Source organism: Acidicapsa ligni (assembly GCF_025685655.1).
In the GTDB taxonomy this organism is placed as follows: Bacteria; Acidobacteriota; Terriglobia; order Terriglobales; family Acidobacteriaceae; genus Acidicapsa; species Acidicapsa ligni.
The window spans coordinates 937,732-954,076 of the sequence record NZ_JAGSYG010000001.1; the positions used below are offsets into that span (position 1 = coordinate 937,732).

Sequence of the window (16,345 nt, forward strand, 5' to 3'; positions counted from 1 at the left end):
GGGGCAAACGCATCCCTACAATCCCCGATCAGGCAAAGTTCGATCTCAGAAATTACCCAGTTCAGACATCCATCGTCAAAACGGTATACGCTGAGAAACAGAAGTTATGCGCAAACCCTCCATCGCCGCACTATTCCTCACCGCCGCAATCCTCTCTGCCTCCCTGCTTCCAGCTCAGGCAGCCCAGACGGCCAGGGCGGCTAAGACAGCTCAGAGCAAAACTCCGCCCCCGGCCAAGCCAGCACAAGCAGCCAAGCCAGCCCAAAGCGCCAGCTCCAACGCGCAGCTCCTGCCCGCCGTCTTCTCCGGTTGGGAAGCAACCGGCGCCGCTGCTCCGCTCACCGATCCAGCCGCCCTCGACGCCGCCAATGCCGTCGCGCTCAAGGAATACGGCTTCACCGACGGTCAGCTCTCGAACTACACCCGCAGCGGCGACACCATCAAGATCAAGGCCCTGCGCTTCACCGATGCCAGCGGAGCCTACGGCGCATACACCTTCTATCGCCACACCGGTTGGCCCAAAGAACAAATCGGCACCGGCGCTGCCTCCGATCACAACCGCATTCTTTTCTGGGTTGGGAATGTCTTCATCGACGCGCAGTTCTCGCATCTCTCCGCCATGACCGGCTCAGAACTTCGCGATCTCGCCAGCAACATTCCCGTACCCGCCGGTACCAAGGCCCTGGCCCCGCCAATCCTCGGCAACATGCCGCAAAAGGACATCGACGGCCAGACCACGCACTATGCCATGGGCTCCGCCGGATATAAGGGTGCAGAGGGAACAGATGCCGTGTTGCCGCCCGATCTCGTCGGCTTTGATCGTGGAGCAGAAACTGCCACCGCCACGTACGCCCTGCGCTCCGGCCCTGCCGTTCTCACTCTCATCAACTACCCAACGCCCCAGATGGCAGCCGCAGAAGCCAAGGCCATCGATGCTTACCTCAAGGGCGGCAACAACCCTCAGCATCCCTTCACCAAGCCCTTGCAGGATTCCAACCCAGCCGCCCTTGAAGTCCGCCGCAGTGGGCCGCTCGTAGCCGTAGTCAGCGGCGATGCCATCCCCGACGAAGCGCATAAGCTCGTCTCTGCCGTCCACTACGAAGCCGACATGGCCACCTCCGTCCCCGGCAGCGGCGGCGATTCTGAAGTACAAAAGACCGCCAAGCTGCTCCTCGGCATCGTCTCTCTCGTCGTGGTCATGTTCCTCGCCGCCCTCCTGCTCGCCGTTTTCCTCGGAGGAGGCCGCGTAGCCTACCGCTTTGCCCGCGGCAAACCGATTTCTTCCCTCTATGACGAAGAATTCACTCGCCTCGACCTGAAAGATTAAAAATCGATAGGGGATTTAGGGAAGCCTCGAATGTACTGTGGAAAAACCAGTACAAAACCCTAGTAAAACCAGCCCTAACCCGCAGGAAGACACAAAGTAAAAGGGGAACAAAGGGAGAAAGTCAAGTCCGATAATCCTTCAAACGCGAACTTTCAAGTGGCTGATATGACAGTACTTATTTCCTGTGGGATTTTACCTTGACACCGCTGTTCCCCGCACCTACTATGCAGCCAGAAAGTTCTGATGGCCTTGCCTCCGTTGGAACTGTTCTCCCTAAGGAAAGAGCCGCCTGTTTTCAGGCGGCTCTTTCTGTTTCCCTATTGGGTTTTTCCAGGCCCCCGCTTTACGCACATCGCCCATCCCTGTAAAATCACCTCTGGAGTCCGCCGACGTAGCTCAGTTGGTAGAGCAACTGATTCGTAATCAGTAGGTCACCGGTTCAACTCCGGTCGTCGGCTCCAGATATAAGAAAACAGGCGGTTTCTGTAAGGAAACGGCCAATTATGCACCAATTGCGGTTCAAAAAAGCGGCAGAGCAACGGTCAAAAAACCGTTGCTCTACCGCTTTTCGCATTTACGCCTCAAGCAAGCTTGACGATCTCAAGAGTGCTTCGGCTTTTGTTATGCTCACGGACAAATCTCTCCGAGCCACGCAGCCGCTCGCCGCCCGAACCACCCTTAAAATTCAACACCCTAATCGTGTGCGCCAGCCCAAATTCTCGCGATTTTGCCTCAAATTCTCTCTCGGAACCAGATTAGGTACCATTTATCCACGATTTTCTTCAAACGACGGTTGTTAGAACGTGGTTATCCACGGATAATCGCGGCATAATCGCCTCAGTCCTCATGAGGTCGATGCAAGCCGGCCGAAGGGTGGACACCAATCGTGACCCGTAACGTGACCCGCTATAGCCGCCAGGATGTATTGAGAATTCTCCAGATCAGCCCCCGCCAGCTTCATGGCTGGGAGCGAGCGGGACTGATTCCCGTTCTGGAGACCTACGGTTTTCCCGAAATGTCTCAATTGCGTACCTTGCGTGAATTGCAGGTGCTCCGTATGAGCCCCGCATCCATCCGCAACTCCGTCCAGGCCATGCAGGCCGTCTCCGGCATCAGCAATCCGCTGCAGGAGTCAGCCGTGGTTCGTACCGGCGCGCGCCTCGCCTTTCGCCACTCCGGAACCATGTTCGATCCCATTCGCCGTCAGTTGCTTTTCGATTTCGAATCGACCGCGCGGCCACATACCGTCACCGTTTCCATGCTGCCGCCGGCTCGCACCGCAGGCACCCGCGAGCGTGAACTGCAAAACCTTTTCCTCCAGGCCGTTCAGGCCGAGGAACAGGGCCGCAAGCAGGTTGCTATGGGCTGCTACAACAGCATTCTGGCTCTCGACCCCGCCTACACCGCTGCGCTGATCAATCTGGGCACCCTGCACTATCACCAGAAGCAATACTCCCGCGCCGAAGAGCTCTATCGTCAGGCCACCGAAGCCGATGCCTCCTACGTCCTCGCCTTCTTCGACCTCGGCAACGTTCTCGACGAACTCCAGCGCCCCGACGAGTCCATCGACGCCTACAAGCGCGCCATCAAGCTCGCCCCGGCCTACGCCGACGCGCATTACAACCTCGCTCTCGCCTACGAACGCAAAGGCGAGCGCCGCCGTGCCCTGGCTCACTGGCAGGTCTATGTCCGGCTCGACAAGGGAGGGCCCTGGGCCGACCATGCCCGCGGCCAGATCCGCAAGCTCCTCAGCCGCGAAAAAATCAGCATCGCCCACCGCTCGCCGGACTTCTGTCGCCAGCCACACAAGACATGCTCACGCCTTGAGCTGGTCCCCACAGTCCGCGTCCCTGCGTAAATGCTGAGCTGCTGAGACACTGAGCTAAGCTGGTACCTGCCGCACCAGGAGCACCCATGCCCGACCAGTTGCCAGATCAGTTGCCAGACCAGCTAAGCCACTTCGACGCCACCGGCCGCGCCAAGATGGTCGACGTCAGCGAAAAAGCCATCACCCGCCGCCAGGCCGTCGCATCCGCTTTCGTTGAGCTGTCTCCAGCCGTCCTCGCCGCTCTGCCCACAAATCCCAAAGGCAACCCCCTCGAAGTAGCTCGTTTTGCAGGCATCCAGGCCGCCAAACAAACCAGCTCGCTGATCCCCATGTGCCATCCACTCCCGCTCAGCTTTGTCGATGTTGTCGCTGAAATCACCCCGACTGGCGTGCAAATTCACGCAACAGTAGCCACAACCGGCCCTACGGGTGTAGAAATGGAAGCGCTGACAGCAGCCTCCATTGCCGCGCTCACAATCTACGACATGACCAAGGCTCTGGATAAGTCCATCGTCATACGCTCCCTGCAACTGGAGTCCAAATCCGGCGGCAAGAGCGGAGACTATCGGCGAACTTCCTTCTAACCCGCTTCTGCATGCGTCACACCTGCTTCTTTTTGTCGAGATGTAAACATATTCATGAACTGAGGACTGACATGAAACTACGAACCCTCCTGCTCTCCGCCAGCCTGCTCTCTGCCTTGGCTACATTCCCTTCCACTCTCTGTCTCGCGCAAGCCCCGGTCGCGCAGACCCCACCCATGGGCTGGAATAGCTGGAACTATTTCGCCGACAAAGTCACCGACAAAGACATTCGCGGAGCAGCCGATCAGCTCGTCGCCACCGGAATGAAAGACGCCGGCTACATCTACGTCAACATCGACGACACCTGGGAAGGCGAACGCGACGCCAGCGGCGTTCTGCACACCAACTCCAAGTTTCCCGACATGAAGGCGCTCGCCGACTACGTCCACTCCAAAGGCCTCAAAATCGGCATCTACTCCGGCCCAGGAACCAAGACCTGCGGCGGCTATGCGGGCTCCCTCGGCCACGAGCAGCAGGATGCAGACCTCTATGCCTCATGGGGCTTCGATTATTTGAAGTATGACCTCTGCAGCTTCACTCCCGACGTCATGGAAAAGCAGGCTCCACACGACAAGGCCGCGCAGATGAAGCTCATGATCGCCGCCTACGAAAAGATGAGCAAAGCGCTCAAAGCCGCGACTGCCAAGACTGGTCGCCCCATCGTCTTCTCGCTGTGCCAGTATGGCTGGGATTCTCCCTGGGAGTGGGCACCTGAGCTCGGCGGCAACTCATGGCGCACCACCGGCGACATCGAGGCACACTGGCAGAGCATATATGACATCGTGAGCCAGCAATCTGGCCTCGAATCCTACTCCGGCCCCGGCCACTGGAACGATCCCGACATGCTCGAAGTAGGCAACGGCAAAATGAGCCTTGCTGAAAACCGCACTCACTTTACCTGGTGGGCAATCCTGGCCGCCCCGCTTCTGGCCGGCAACGATCTCCCCAACATGAAGCCTGAGATCAAGGCCATCCTGACCAATAAAGACGTTATCGCCATCAACCAGGATTCGCTCGGCAAGCAGGGCAAGCGCGCCTACAGCGACGGCGAAGTCGAGGTTTGGACCCGTGAACTTCAGGGCGGAGCCAAGGCCATCGCTATCGTCAACGTCGGCAGCGACCGCACCTCCAACCATCCCTTCCATCTCAATCTTGAGAAGGCTGGTCTCTCCGGCGAAGCCACCGGCAAAGACCTCTGGACTGGTAAAGAAGTCAAGCTGACCAACAACATGCCAATCGAGCTGGACTCGCACGATGTTCTGCTAGTCCGCGTAGACCACGCAATGTAATCGTCCAATAATCCGGGTTGTATTCAAACTTTCCGGACGTCCCATCCCTGGCGTAGTTTTCCTCATGCCAGGGGTGGGATAGCAAAAATTAAAAGTCCAAGTCGAATCAATTTAGCACTGCAATCTAAACCAGCACTGCAATCGAAAAGTATTAACCCTTCCGCCCCAGGAACACCGCAAACCATCCCGCCGGGTCCGTCCACTTCTCCACTACAGGAAATCCAGCCCGAGCCATCAGCATCGCCGCCCGTTCCATCGTGTATTTATAACTGTTTTCCGTATGCATCCGTTCGCCTTCAGCAAATCGAACATCGAGATCGAGTGCCTCAATGCGCACCCACTGTTCAGACAGGCTTTCCAGGTGCATCTCCATCCGCGAACTCGCCGCATTCCACACCGCGCAATGGGCAAATGCATCGAGATTGAAGTTCGCGCCCAGGTCGCGGTTGAGTCTTACCAGCACATTGCGATTGAAGGCCGCAGTCACCCCAGCGGCATCGTCATACGCCGCCACCAGGGCTTCCTCGCTCTTGCCGCCATAGCTATGCTGAGCACCCGCCCCTACCGGAGCAAGGTCCACCCCGAGCAGCAATCCATCTCCCGGCTGCATCGTCCGATTGATGCGCTTCAGCAACCGGCCAGCCTCTTCCGGCTCAAAATTCCCGATGCTCGATCCAATCCAAAGCAGTAGTTCGCGATCGGCATTTTCCGACGGCGGAGTAATCCAGTCCACCGTGTAGTCCGCCACCATGGGAGTCGTCCGGCAGGCAGGCAACTCCGCAGCGATCCGCTCGCAAGCAGCCTCCAGCGCTGTATCGGAAACATCGACTGGCCGATACTCCATCGTTCCCTGTTGCGCCAGCGTCGCCGAGAGCAGCGTCCGTGTCTTGTCCGCAGACCCGGCGCCAAGCTCCACCAGACGCAAACGCTCGCCGCCAGCGGCTGCAGCGATCATCTCTCCAGCATGGTCCGTCAGCAATTGCCGCTCGATGCGAGTGAGGTAATACTCCGGCAGCGCTGTGATCTCGTCAAAGAGCCGCGACCCCGCCTCGTCATAAAAGAGCCACGGAGGCAGTCGCTTCGGCACGGCTGCGAGCCCATCCCGAACGATCCGCGCAAGCGCCAAATCCACACAAAAAGCTTCCGTACGCTTCGAAACCTCGATAGCTGCCGTCGCCATAGTCATCCCCAGGATAGATTTACAGTACCCGTGCTTCGATGCAATTTACTGCTAACGGGTTAGGAAGAAGCCAGACGAATTCCAGAAAATTGCCATCGCGTCTCCGGCGAAAAGAAATTTCTGTAGCTCGCTCGAACATGTTCCGTGGGCGTTACGCATGAGCCTCCGCGCAAAACCATCTGCCCACTCATGAACTTGCCGTTATATTCCCCCAGCGATCCCGCCAGCGGTTGAAACCCCGGATATCCCAGGTAAGCGCTGCCCGTCCACTCCCAGCAATCCCCAAACATCTGGGATGGACGATACCCGTCGCCGTCTTTGCTGACGACCTGCTCAGGGGAGGAAGTAGTTCCCAACCGGCCGCTTTCCAGCAGATTGCCCTCAACCGGCAGTTTTGCGGCCACACTCTCCCACTCCGCTTCCGTTACCAGCCGCCTGCCTGCCCAATGGGCATAGGCATCCGCCTCAAAATAGCTTACATGCGCCACGGAAGTATCTTTCAGTGCGGCCAGCGTCTTCGCTCCGCGCAGCGTAAAGATGGACCACTCACCATTGACCTTTCGCCAGTAAAGCGGAGCCTCCCACTTCTGCTCCTGCACCGTAGTCCATCCCACCGAGAGCCAGAATTCAGGCCGCGAATACCCGCCATCCGCAATGAACTCCGCAAACTCCCCGCAAGTCACCAGCCGCGAAGCAATCTTGAACGGCTCCAGCCATACCCGATGCCGCGGGCGCTCATTATCAAAACTGAACTCCTCGCCAGAGTACCCAATCTCCACCAGGCCGCCTTCATAGGAAACAAACCGCATCGGGTCCGCTCCAGCTTCGGTCTCAACCTGCCCACCCGCATCCTCAGCCAGGTACGCAGGCTGCAGCGGATTCGTGAACAGCGCGTGTTTCACATCGGTAAGCAGCAACTCCTGGTGCTGCTCCTCGTGATTCAGTCCCAGCTCGATCCTTCGAAGCGCCTCTTCAGGCACCTCGCCTTCCAGCAGCCTTGCGAGAGCATCATCCACGTGCCGCCGGTAGCGCAGAATCTCCCCTAGCGCAGGCCGCGAAAACGAAGCCCTCAGCCGCTTGTCCGGAAACTCCGCAAAGCTCTGGTAATAGCTGTTGAAAAGCCAGGGGAAGTCTTTGTCGAAGACCTCATACTCTGGCAGGAATTCACTCAAAAGGAACGATTCGAAAAACCACGAAGTATGCGCAATATGCCACTTCGCAGGCGAAGCCTCCGGACACGATTGCACCATCATGTCCTCCGGCGTCAGCGGCTCACAGAGCTTCAAACTTCGCTGTCGCACCAGCCTGTAACGCTCGCGCAGTTCGATCGATGTACTTAACGCAGCAGTAGCCATAATCTCTCCGTAGACTCCCCGGCAGTTCTCTTTTTGAATTTTTCGTACGGTCATAAGTCCATCGAACTCGCCACCACGACCGATGTAGCTTTTGATGCATCTCACCCGTCTACGAGTAAGTGAGATGCTTTGGAGGACTAAAATGAGGGTAAATCTTTTTCGCGCCGTCGCTGCAGCAACTTTGTGGGGTTCATTTGCGTTGGGGTCATTTGCGCTTGTAACGGCAGGTGCATTGCACGCCCAGGATTCCCCGCAACCATCGGACGGCAACGGCTCGGGCCAGCGGCGCGGAGGAGGCGGCGGCGGAATGCGCGGCATGGCCGGTGCCCGCGGTATCCTTGGCACGGTTTCTGAAGTCACCGCCGAGCACTACACCGTCAAGACCGATTCCGGCGAAACCTATACCGTCCATTTCAGCGCCAATACCCGTATCCTCAAGCAGCCCGCCGGTGCCGGTCGTCAGCCAGGGCAGGCAGGCGAACGCCAGCAGGGCCAGGGAGGCGAGCGTCAGCAGCCGCTACCCATCAAGTCCACCGACATCAAGGTTGGAGATGCCATCACCGCCGGCGGTGAAATCGACGCCGACGCTAAATCCGTAGGCGCCATCTTCATCCTTCAGCTCGACCCCGAACGCGCGAAAGAGATGCGCGCCATGCAGGCCAATTACGGCAAGACATGGCTGGCCGGTCGCATTATCAAAATTGAAGACACAAAAATCACCATCGATGGCGTGGTCGATCACGCGCCGCACCTCATCGCAGTGGACGAAAACACCTCCTTCCACAAGCGCCGCGACGCCATCACCCTCGCCGACATCAAGCCCGGTGACAGTCTCCGCGCAGAAGGCGCAATGAAAGACGGAGCATTCCTCGCCACGACCGTAAATGCAATGGAGCCTCGCACTCCGGGTGAACGCGGCGTCAGGCAGGACCGGCAAGGAACTGGGCAGGGTCAGGGCAACGGCAACGGACAAAGCGGAGCCCCAGGCGCATCCCAATCCCCGAACCAGCAGTAGCAAGTAGCAGGTCACGTAGTAGCAAGTCACGTAGTAGCAGGCCACGTCGTTTCAGGAAGCGAGTGGCCTGCTACCACATGGCCCGCTACCGAATCTCTTCCAGATTCATCTCCGCCCACATCACCGCCTCGGCATACATCTCCGGCAGCTTTGCCCTGGCATCTCCCGTGCGCCCCAGCACCCCGGGAAACGACACGCTATCGCTGCACGACCAGTCGCCCTGCTCGTGACACTCCAGCCAATCCAGCACACTGCGTTGCGGATTCTTCTCTCCCATCAGCGCCGCATGTACCTCGGCCCGTAACGGCAGAGCCTTGGCCACCGCCTCCACCGACACGCCCAACATGGCTGGCAGCAGGCTGAGAACCCCCAACAAATACTGCTCCGTACTGTCCTGCATGGCCAGATCAGCAGCCAGCTCGCAAAACCGCCCGCGCACAAATGCCATCCGCAGCAACTCCGTCGGATGATCGCCGCCCAGCTCGCTCGCAATCGCCAGCATTGCCACCCGCCGAAACATCGCGTCCCCGATCATCACCAGCGCCCCATGAATCGACGTAACGACCTTGCGTGTCCCATACAGCGGCGAATTCACCATGCGCAGCAACCGGTACGTCAGCGAAGCATCCCTCTTCACCAGGTTGCTCATGCGCTTCGTATCCAGCGGTTCTTCATGCAGCGCCTGCAGTATCTCCAGGTGCGCCATCCGGTTTGCAGGAATATCCCGGTTCTCCATCATCACCGGCTTGCAAAAGTAGTACCCCTGAAACAGCGTGAACCCTTCGATTCGAGCCTGTGCAAAATCCTCGCGTGTCTCCACATGCTCCGCCACCAGTTGCGCCGTATAACCGTTGAGGTTCCGCATCAGGTGCGCACGCTCATCCTCATCGGTTGTCGACAGGTCCACCTTCACATAATCGGCAAGCGCCAGGAACGATTCCCACTCCGGCCTCCATGCGAAGTCATCCAGCGCCAGCCGGTATCCATAAGCCTTCAGCTCCGCACAGGCGCGCCAAAGCGCAGCGGAAGGCTCCAGTGTCTCCAGCAGCTCCAGCACCGTATCCGAGGCAGGCAATACCATCACCAGCCGGTCTTCCAGCGCCTCTTGTGTGCAGTTCACAAACGCAGGCAGGCCGCCCGTCAGCTTGTCCAATCCAAAGATGACCGCATTGTCCAGCACGGATCTCGTAGCCGCATTGCCGTCGCCGCTGAAAGCCAGCAGCCCCGGCCCGGCTCGAAACAGCAGCTCATACCCGTGAACCTCGCCCATCAGGTCCATGATCGGCTGCCGGGCCACATAGCGCAGCCCGGTCGGCCGCAATCCATCCGACATCAGGCAATCCGGACCGCGAACGGTCGCAGGCAAGCTCGCCTCATGCACAGACGCTATCGAGAATGGAGTCGTCATGCACCGCCCTAAACAGCCCTATCGGCAGCGCACGACCAATCCATGAATAAATTTTTACGAATCGGAGGAAGTAAAAAAACAGTTCAGAAAAGAGGGAATTTACCCTCCCATGAACATCCCGCCATTCACATCCAGCACATGCCCGGTCACATACCCCGCACCCTCGGATGCCAGGTAGGTCACCGCGTGAGCCACGTCGATCTCCGTTCCAGACCGTCCCAGCGGAATCGCACTCAGCATTGCCGACGTCTGCTTCTCATCCAGCACGGACGTCATCTGGGTCACAATGTATCCCGGAGCAACCGCGTTCACCGTCACTCCGCGCGAAGCAACCTCCCGCGCTAGCGAACGAGTCATCCCAATAAGCCCCGCCTTGCTCGCCGCATAGTTCACCTGCCCCGCCTGGCCGGTTTGTCCCACGATGCTTGAGACATTGATGATTCGGCCCCAGCGATTCTTCAGCATCGCAGCCAGCAACGCCTGCGTAAGCAGAAAAGCCCCGGTCAGATTGGTCGAAAGCACATCATCCCAATCCGCCCGCTTCATCCTCAACACAAGTCCATCCCGCGTAATCCCGGCATTGTTCACCAGGATCTCGACTTTGCCAAACCGAGCCAGAATCTCCTTCGCCCCAGCCTTGATGGACGCTTCATCCGCCACATCCAGCGCAAAAGCCGCAGCCGTTCCGCCCGCAGCCTCAATCTCGGCCTGGACCTCCGCCAGCTTTGCCACATTCCGCGCAGCCAGTGCCACCGTAGCGCCCTCAGCCGCCAGCGCCAACGCACAAGCCCGCCCAATTCCCTGCGAAGCCCCGGTTACCAGGGCAATTCTTCCTTGCACCGTACTCATAATTTTCCTCAATAGACAAAATAAACAAAGGATGACCGCTTGATGTAACAGGAGCCCAATGTAACAGCGCCAGCAGCGCCTCTCTAAGATTATAAAGAGGGATTACAGAGAAGAATCAAAGCAACGGCGGTTCCCGAGAAGGCCCAATCCGCAGGCTGAACTGACAGAAGAATCTCAAGCCGCCTGCATATACATCGGCGCTATTTCCATCACCGCGAAACCTACTGCGCTACCACCGGCGTTCCCGCTCGCACCACCGCCGGCAACACCACCTCCGGCGACCAGACATACACCGCCAGCCGTCGCGAATAGTGCAGCAGCGGCCTGGTTCGAGGCAGCTCCAGGCCCAGCGCGGAGGCCAGATCGTTCTCCTCGATCACCGCTTCAGCCTCTTCAAGTGGCCACGGAAGATGATGAATCTGCGCCCGCAACAGCCGCCCCAGCGCATCCCGCGTAAACAGGCAATACCGTTCCGTCAGAAAATACTCAATCGTCCCCGGACGGCTCTGCACCAATCTTCGCGTCGGACCCAGCCCTCGGTATCGCGCCATAAACCGCACAGGTTTAGCGCTCAGCAACCGTTTGCTATAAAACGAAAACTCCTGCTCGCCGCGCGGTTCAATCTTCATCTGCGCCCAGTAGTAGGGCAGATGAAAAATCCCCCTGGCCATCATCACCGCCAGCAGATTGCCTGCCTCAAGCGAAAAGAAATACACCCCCGGCATCCCCGTCTGCGTATCCCGAACGTAGGTTCTCAAATTCAGCTCAGGAGTCTGTCTCGCCCCCGGTATCGGCGGCAATCCCCACACCTGGATCTTGTCCATCCAGAACGGAACTACCCCGATCCACGCCGATCCCTGAAATACGTCCGCCTCAAGCCCATCCGGCAACAGGCTCTCAATCTCCGCCGCCCGCATAGGCCAGTGCGCAAAGAGCAGATCGTTCCACCGCTGTGCCATTACATGTCGCGCTGTAGGCAGCGGCCACGGTCGGTGCGAAATAGTATTGAGATCTTCACTCATCGGCAGGCATTCGCTTGCTGTACGGTTCATCCCGCCGTCTGCCCAGAACCCGAACTCCCGGTCCCGGCGACTTTTCCGGCGTCGCTCACTAGCAATGCTAGTCGAAGTACGCCGGATGCAACACACCATGCGAACCCAAAGTAGATTACAGGCTCGTCAATCTCTATGTTCGCCAGACCAAATCCCTATGTTTGCCAGACGTAAAGATAATCGCTGTCGCTCGAAGTCGCGACATTCAGCCCTCGCTCGCGCGTTGCCCGGTTGAGCGCAGAGCGGATGTTTTCCTTCGTGTCCGGCAGTTCGGCCAAAGGAATCTTGAGCGCGCTTCCCTTATCCAGTTGCGCGATGTTGTTCAGCAACTCGGTCACGATTTCCTTATGCTTACCGTTGCGCCCAGTGGGAATATCCACCTGCAGTACGGACTCGAACTTCATTCCTGGACGATTATGGTCTTTGTCGATAGCCATAACAATCTCTCCCCTGAACTAATCGTATTCTTAATCTAAACTGACGCTACGCTAACCTAACACGAATCTACACTCACCATCAAGAGGACCTCCCGCCACACTCTTGATAACCTGCAAATTGCACATCCAAAAAGAGTTATCCCGTATTTATCAGAAGCTGCTAAGGTGCATGAGAGGTTGTTTTTTATGCTGATTTCAACCCGTTTTAAGACCATCCCTTTAGCCCAGGTTCCAAGAACGGATCTGGTCTACCTATTCTCGAAATCGAGCCCCTTGCTTCTCGTAGTGCATGACGAGTGCACCGTTGCCGACACCCGGGCAGCCATCCTGGAAGGCTGGGGATTCAATGTCATAAAAGCCTATGACTGGGACACTGCCATCGATCTCGCACTATCCACGTCGCCCGATCTGCTCATCAGCGATGGAATCCTGACCGGTATTGACGGCGTCGAACTCGGCAAGGCAATTCGAGAGATAGCACCCCGCTGCAAAGTGCTGTTGTTCTCCGCAGAATTTTCAAGTATCGATGCGCTCTCCACCTGGGCTCTGGCATCGGCTGCTCAGGCATCACCCGCTTCGCTGCCACCGAACGCCGAACCATCCAGCCACACCTCATGGCTGTTGAAGCCCGTAGCCCCATCTCTCCTGTTTGCTCATCTGGAAAAACTCGGTCTGCACCCCGGACCCACCCGAGCCGCATAATCCGATCCGAATGGAAGTAGCAGCAGAACTTCCCCGGCCTGACGCTCTCATGCCGTATCCTGAACCCCAGAGAGCCATGTCCACGACTATCCCCACCACACGCCCCGCATCCGATCCAGCCTCCAGCCACGCCCACAATCAGACTGAGGTCTTCGCCGTACATGGCGCCGACCCGGAAGTCCTCGCCTACGCGATGGCCAAATACTCGCGCTCCTCGCTCTCCATGCGCCAGTCGCTCAAGGAAATCAGCTCTCAGCGCGCCGAGCAGTTCCTCAACACCTTTTACTTCCAGTACGGGCATCGCTCCATCGCCGACCTAGCCCATGTCGCCTTTGCCATTGAGCGCCTGTCGCTCCTCGCCGCGATTGTCCTCGTCGACGAACAGCGCTGGGACGGCCAGGAGCGCTCAACCCGCTACCAGAACTTCCTCAAGTCCGGCTGGTATCTGCCCAGCTTCGCCGAGTCCTCCGAAGCACAGCAGCTCTATGTCAAAACAGTAGAAGACCTCTTCACCGCCTACGAACGCACCTCCTCCGCCGTCTTCGAAGCGCTGAAAAAGAAAGTATCGTGCCCTCCTGAGATGAAGCAGGACGCCTACGAGCGCACCCTCAAGGCCCGAGCCTTCGACGTCGCTCGCTACCTGCTTCCACTCGCGACCAACACCTCGTTAGGCCAGATCGTCAACGCCCGCACCCTGGAGACACAGGTATCGCGCCTGCTCACCCATCCCGCCGCGGAGATTCGCGACCTTGGCGAAAAACTCAAGCAAGCCGCCATCGGTCCCGCCTGGAATCTGCACGCCGAAGAGCTCGCGAACATCCAGTCCAAAATTGCCGAAGCGAATCCTGAATTAGCCGCTGAATCCGCGCCCATTCTGACCAGGGAAGTTCACGTTGCGCCCACGCTGGTAAAGTACGCCACTCCCAACGAATACGAGATCAAAACCCGCGCCCAGCTAACACACGCCGCGCAGGAATTGTTATCCGGCATTCCAATCGACGCGGCTCCGCTAGTCGATCTCGTCGAACGCACCGAATCTCTCGAAGTCGAGTTAGCTGCAACACTCATCTACTCCGCGAGCCATCATCCCTATCGGCAGATTCGCGACCTGGTAGCCAGTCTTCCCGAAGCCCGTATCAGCGAACTCATCGAACTGGGCCTGCAGGATCGCGGACGTCATGATGAAGCCCTGCGCGCCTTCCATGCCGGGCAGGGACTTCGCTTCGACATCCTGATGGATATCGGTGGCTTTCGCGACATGCACCGTCATCGCCGCTGCACGCAGATCATCCAGGAGTTCACGCATCTCCACGGCTACGACACCCCTGAAACCGGCGACGCCGCAGGCCTGTCCGAGGCTGGCATCCTCGCCGACTACCAATCCACCATTGCCGCAGCCTTCGCCGCCAGCAGTCGTATCGCCGCCAGCAACGCGCCAGAGGCCGCGCAAACCGCTCTCTACCTGCTGCCGCTCGCTACCAGGATTCGTTCCCTGTTCAAGATGGACTTCGCCGAAGCCCAATACATCTCTGAACTGCGCAGCGGTCCGGCAGGGCATTTCAGCTATCGCAAAGTTGCCTGGGAAATGTATCTCGCCGTTCAGCGCCAACACCCGGCTCTGGCAAAATACTTTCGAGTAACCGACTTCACTCAGCCCATCGACATCTTAAAACGATAACTTGCTAACTATCTCTGAGTAACACTAAAAAATGGTGGTATCTCAATCGAGATACCACCATAACTAATTCAATTACATCTAGGGAACAATCTGTGCGAAGTTACTGGAGAGGAACGAGTGAAAGCAATGAGCTATTCACGTGGATCCGATTCAATCCGCTGTACTCAATGAATCCCATTTTGCGGAATCGGTTCATGAAAAAGCTCACACGTGAGCGGGTCGTTCCCACCATGTCCGCGAGTGTCTCCTGGCTGATCTTCGGCAGCGCGGCAAGCGACTCGCCATCCTTGCCCGTCTGCGATAGCAGCAGCAGCGTGCGCGCCAGCCGCTTCTCGCTTGAATTAAAGAGCTGATCCACGAGATCGGCCTGCATGCGCGTATTGCGTGAGATCAGATAGCGCGTAAAGAGCCGCGACATCGCAGGTTCTTCCAGCAGCACACGAATCATCTCCTGCCTGCGAATTCGCAGCAAGGTGCAATCCGTCAGCGCTTTTGAGGATGAGGTGCGCATCGGTTGCTCAGATGTGATGCACTCTTCACCGAGAAAATGGCCAGCTCCGAGAATGGCAATTGTCGCCTCTTTGCCAGTAGGAGAAACCACGCTGAGCCTGACTTTGCCCTTCTGCAGATAGTAGACAGTGTCGCCTGTCTCGCCCTGGCAAAAGATTGCTTCGTTCTTCTTGGTTTGGAGGATAGTCTTTCCGAATCCACCTCTGGCAAGATATTCCTGCGCATCGAATACATCATTGGTAACAGCCATTGGGTCAACCTTTCTCGGGAAATCACAAAGTTTGTATGTCGAGCAGTAACCACGATCAATGCAAGAAATAGACTGATCAATTGATCTACTGATCAACTCGATATGCGAGATAAGACGGCAGTAATTACTCCCGGGTTGTACGATATTGCACTCAGTACCTGAAATAAATCGGACGGGTAGGTCAAGATCAATAAAATGTGTAACATGCGACGTCATAAGCGCAGCATAAAGCGGCCATCAAAGGGCCTCAGTGAAGCTACTGTGTATAACTCTGAACTGTAATCGGGAGATAACAGATATAGGATGTCAACACACTCCCTGCGGGTTGTATCGATTTGCAATCAGAGCCAAAATCAGAGACCGCCCGTCTCCTGATTCGGCTGCTAAGCATATTCGTTTCAAACGCCAACCCCAATTTCTTTCGTCTCCCCCGAACTGTTACGCTCGGAGATGCCTCCACGCACCTTGCTGGTGGATGCGATAATCTCAGCAGAGAGAATCCATGTTCGTCATACTGTGGCAATTCGACATCGCGGAAGATAAAGTCCCGGCTTTTGAGGCAGCATACGGAGTCGCAGGCACTTGGGCGACGCTCTTCGGTCTTTCCCCGGAATACCTGGGCACCGAACTGCTCAAAGACGCCTACGTTCCCGGCCGTTACGCCACCATCGATCGCTGGCAAAGCGAAGACGCCTACCGCGCCTTCCGCAAACAGCATGATGCGGACTACGAAGCCCAGGATCGCGCCTGCGACTCACTCACCGACACAGAGACGCGCATCGGCGCCTTCTTCGCGTAATTCTCTACAGCACGTCACTCTCACAACACGATGCTCATGTACTCTGAAAAGCATCGAGATTCCGTTCTATTGTGAGGGTGTC

At 57.6% G+C, this 16,345-nt stretch carries 15 protein-coding genes and 1 tRNA gene; 9 read left to right on the forward strand and 7 right to left on the reverse strand.

What is annotated here, in order from left to right:
- The first annotated feature begins 106 nt into the window (after nucleotides 1-106).
- The 5 genes from OHL19_RS03650 to OHL19_RS03670 all read left to right on the forward strand — a co-directional run bounded on the left by OHL19_RS03650 (nucleotide 107) and on the right by OHL19_RS03670 (nucleotide 5,028).
- Nucleotides 107-1,327 (forward strand): DUF6599 family protein, encoded by a 1,221-nt coding sequence (locus tag OHL19_RS03650; RefSeq protein ID WP_263356226.1) that lies wholly within the window; start codon nucleotides 107-109, stop codon nucleotides 1,325-1,327.
- Between the two features lie 385 nt (nucleotides 1,328-1,712).
- A tRNA-Thr gene (locus tag OHL19_RS03655) sits at nucleotides 1,713-1,788 on the forward strand.
- 425 nt (nucleotides 1,789-2,213) lie between these two features.
- Nucleotides 2,214-3,185 carry a tetratricopeptide repeat protein gene (locus OHL19_RS03660; RefSeq protein ID WP_263356227.1) on the forward strand — a complete coding sequence of 324 codons (972 nt, stop codon included), beginning with the start codon at nucleotides 2,214-2,216 and terminating at the stop codon, nucleotides 3,183-3,185.
- Nucleotides 3,186-3,241: 56 nt separating this feature from the next.
- The gene (moaC, locus tag OHL19_RS03665) at nucleotides 3,242-3,739 is read left to right on the forward strand and encodes a cyclic pyranopterin monophosphate synthase MoaC (protein WP_263356228.1); all 498 of its coding nucleotides are present in this window, start codon (nucleotides 3,242-3,244) and stop codon (nucleotides 3,737-3,739) included.
- Between the two features lie 71 nt (nucleotides 3,740-3,810).
- On the forward strand, nucleotides 3,811-5,028 hold the full coding sequence (locus OHL19_RS03670) for a glycoside hydrolase family 27 protein (RefSeq protein WP_263356229.1): 1,218 nt from the start codon (nucleotides 3,811-3,813) through the stop codon (nucleotides 5,026-5,028).
- A 151-nt stretch (nucleotides 5,029-5,179) separates the two neighbouring features.
- Here OHL19_RS03670 and egtD read toward each other — a convergent pair whose 3' ends face one another.
- Together egtD and egtB are read right to left on the reverse strand one after the other, a co-directional pair.
- Nucleotides 5,180-6,208: an L-histidine N(alpha)-methyltransferase gene (gene egtD / locus OHL19_RS03675; protein WP_263356230.1), complete on the reverse strand. Its 1,029-nt coding sequence runs from the start codon at nucleotides 6,206-6,208 to the stop codon at nucleotides 5,180-5,182.
- A gap of 59 nt (nucleotides 6,209-6,267) precedes the next feature.
- Nucleotides 6,268-7,617: an ergothioneine biosynthesis protein EgtB gene (gene egtB / locus OHL19_RS03680; protein ID WP_263356231.1), complete on the reverse strand. Its 1,350-nt coding sequence runs from the start codon at nucleotides 7,615-7,617 to the stop codon at nucleotides 6,268-6,270.
- Between the two features lie 88 nt (nucleotides 7,618-7,705).
- On the opposite strand from egtB, the gene OHL19_RS03685 reads away from it, so the two are divergent.
- On the forward strand, nucleotides 7,706-8,578 hold the full coding sequence (locus OHL19_RS03685; protein WP_263356232.1) for a DUF5666 domain-containing protein: 873 nt from the start codon (nucleotides 7,706-7,708) through the stop codon (nucleotides 8,576-8,578).
- Between the two features lie 85 nt (nucleotides 8,579-8,663).
- Here OHL19_RS03685 and OHL19_RS03690 read toward each other — a convergent pair whose 3' ends face one another.
- The 4 genes from OHL19_RS03690 to OHL19_RS03705 all read right to left on the reverse strand — a co-directional run bounded on the left by OHL19_RS03690 (nucleotide 8,664) and on the right by OHL19_RS03705 (nucleotide 12,324).
- Nucleotides 8,664-9,986: an EAL and HDOD domain-containing protein gene (locus OHL19_RS03690; RefSeq protein ID WP_263356233.1), complete on the reverse strand. Its 1,323-nt coding sequence runs from the start codon at nucleotides 9,984-9,986 to the stop codon at nucleotides 8,664-8,666.
- A gap of 99 nt (nucleotides 9,987-10,085) precedes the next feature.
- On the reverse strand, nucleotides 10,086-10,835 hold the full coding sequence (fabG, locus tag OHL19_RS03695; RefSeq protein WP_263356234.1) for a 3-oxoacyl-[acyl-carrier-protein] reductase: 750 nt from the start codon (nucleotides 10,833-10,835) through the stop codon (nucleotides 10,086-10,088).
- 221 nt (nucleotides 10,836-11,056) lie between these two features.
- Complete coding sequence (locus OHL19_RS03700; protein ID WP_263356235.1) at nucleotides 11,057-11,887, reverse strand: YqjF family protein; 831 nt, start codon at nucleotides 11,885-11,887, stop codon at nucleotides 11,057-11,059.
- Between the two features lie 155 nt (nucleotides 11,888-12,042).
- Complete coding sequence (locus OHL19_RS03705; RefSeq protein WP_263356236.1) at nucleotides 12,043-12,324, reverse strand: hypothetical protein; 282 nt, start codon at nucleotides 12,322-12,324, stop codon at nucleotides 12,043-12,045.
- 186 nt (nucleotides 12,325-12,510) lie between these two features.
- On the opposite strand from OHL19_RS03705, the gene OHL19_RS03710 reads away from it, so the two are divergent.
- Both OHL19_RS03710 and OHL19_RS03715 read left to right on the forward strand, forming a co-directional pair.
- Nucleotides 12,511-13,026 (forward strand): response regulator, encoded by a 516-nt coding sequence (locus tag OHL19_RS03710; RefSeq protein ID WP_263356237.1) that lies wholly within the window; start codon nucleotides 12,511-12,513, stop codon nucleotides 13,024-13,026.
- A gap of 76 nt (nucleotides 13,027-13,102) precedes the next feature.
- A complete protein-coding gene (locus OHL19_RS03715; protein WP_263356238.1) occupies nucleotides 13,103-14,704 on the forward strand; it encodes an FAD-dependent thymidylate synthase in 1,602 nt (533 codons plus the stop codon).
- Nucleotides 14,705-14,804: 100 nt separating this feature from the next.
- Here OHL19_RS03715 and OHL19_RS03720 read toward each other — a convergent pair whose 3' ends face one another.
- Nucleotides 14,805-15,464, reverse strand: a complete 660-nt coding sequence (locus tag OHL19_RS03720) for a Crp/Fnr family transcriptional regulator (protein WP_263356239.1) — start codon at nucleotides 15,462-15,464, stop codon at nucleotides 14,805-14,807.
- 502 nt (nucleotides 15,465-15,966) lie between these two features.
- Here OHL19_RS03720 and OHL19_RS03725 point away from each other — a divergent pair.
- Nucleotides 15,967-16,263 (forward strand): antibiotic biosynthesis monooxygenase family protein, encoded by a 297-nt coding sequence (locus tag OHL19_RS03725; protein ID WP_263356240.1) that lies wholly within the window; start codon nucleotides 15,967-15,969, stop codon nucleotides 16,261-16,263.
- The last annotated feature ends 82 nt before the right edge of the window (nucleotides 16,264-16,345 follow it).

What these genes read in the sequence shown, in the direction of transcription:
- OHL19_RS03650 (WP_263356226.1), top strand. Translation starts at nt 107, where the DNA reads ATGCGCAAACCCTCCATCGCCGCACTATTCCTCACCGCCGCAATCCTC.
- moaC (WP_263356228.1), top strand. Translation starts at nt 3,242, where the DNA reads ATGCCCGACCAGTTGCCAGATCAGTTGCCAGACCAGCTAAGCCACTTC.
- OHL19_RS03670 (WP_263356229.1), top strand. Translation starts at nt 3,811, where the DNA reads ATGAAACTACGAACCCTCCTGCTCTCCGCCAGCCTGCTCTCTGCCTTG.
- egtD (WP_263356230.1), bottom strand. Translation starts at nt 6,208, where the DNA reads ATGGCGACGGCAGCTATCGAGGTTTCGAAGCGTACGGAAGCTTTTTGT.
- egtB (WP_263356231.1), bottom strand. Translation starts at nt 7,617, where the DNA reads ATGACCGTACGAAAAATTCAAAAAGAGAACTGCCGGGGAGTCTACGGA.
- OHL19_RS03685 (WP_263356232.1), top strand. Translation starts at nt 7,706, where the DNA reads ATGAGGGTAAATCTTTTTCGCGCCGTCGCTGCAGCAACTTTGTGGGGT.
- OHL19_RS03690 (WP_263356233.1), bottom strand. Translation starts at nt 9,986, where the DNA reads ATGACGACTCCATTCTCGATAGCGTCTGTGCATGAGGCGAGCTTGCCT.
- fabG (WP_263356234.1), bottom strand. Translation starts at nt 10,835, where the DNA reads ATGAGTACGGTGCAAGGAAGAATTGCCCTGGTAACCGGGGCTTCGCAG.
- OHL19_RS03700 (WP_263356235.1), bottom strand. Translation starts at nt 11,887, where the DNA reads ATGAACCGTACAGCAAGCGAATGCCTGCCGATGAGTGAAGATCTCAAT.
- OHL19_RS03705 (WP_263356236.1), bottom strand. Translation starts at nt 12,324, where the DNA reads ATGGCTATCGACAAAGACCATAATCGTCCAGGAATGAAGTTCGAGTCC.
- OHL19_RS03710 (WP_263356237.1), top strand. Translation starts at nt 12,511, where the DNA reads ATGCTGATTTCAACCCGTTTTAAGACCATCCCTTTAGCCCAGGTTCCA.
- OHL19_RS03715 (WP_263356238.1), top strand. Translation starts at nt 13,103, where the DNA reads ATGTCCACGACTATCCCCACCACACGCCCCGCATCCGATCCAGCCTCC.
- OHL19_RS03720 (WP_263356239.1), bottom strand. Translation starts at nt 15,464, where the DNA reads ATGGCTGTTACCAATGATGTATTCGATGCGCAGGAATATCTTGCCAGA.
- OHL19_RS03725 (WP_263356240.1), top strand. Translation starts at nt 15,967, where the DNA reads ATGTTCGTCATACTGTGGCAATTCGACATCGCGGAAGATAAAGTCCCG.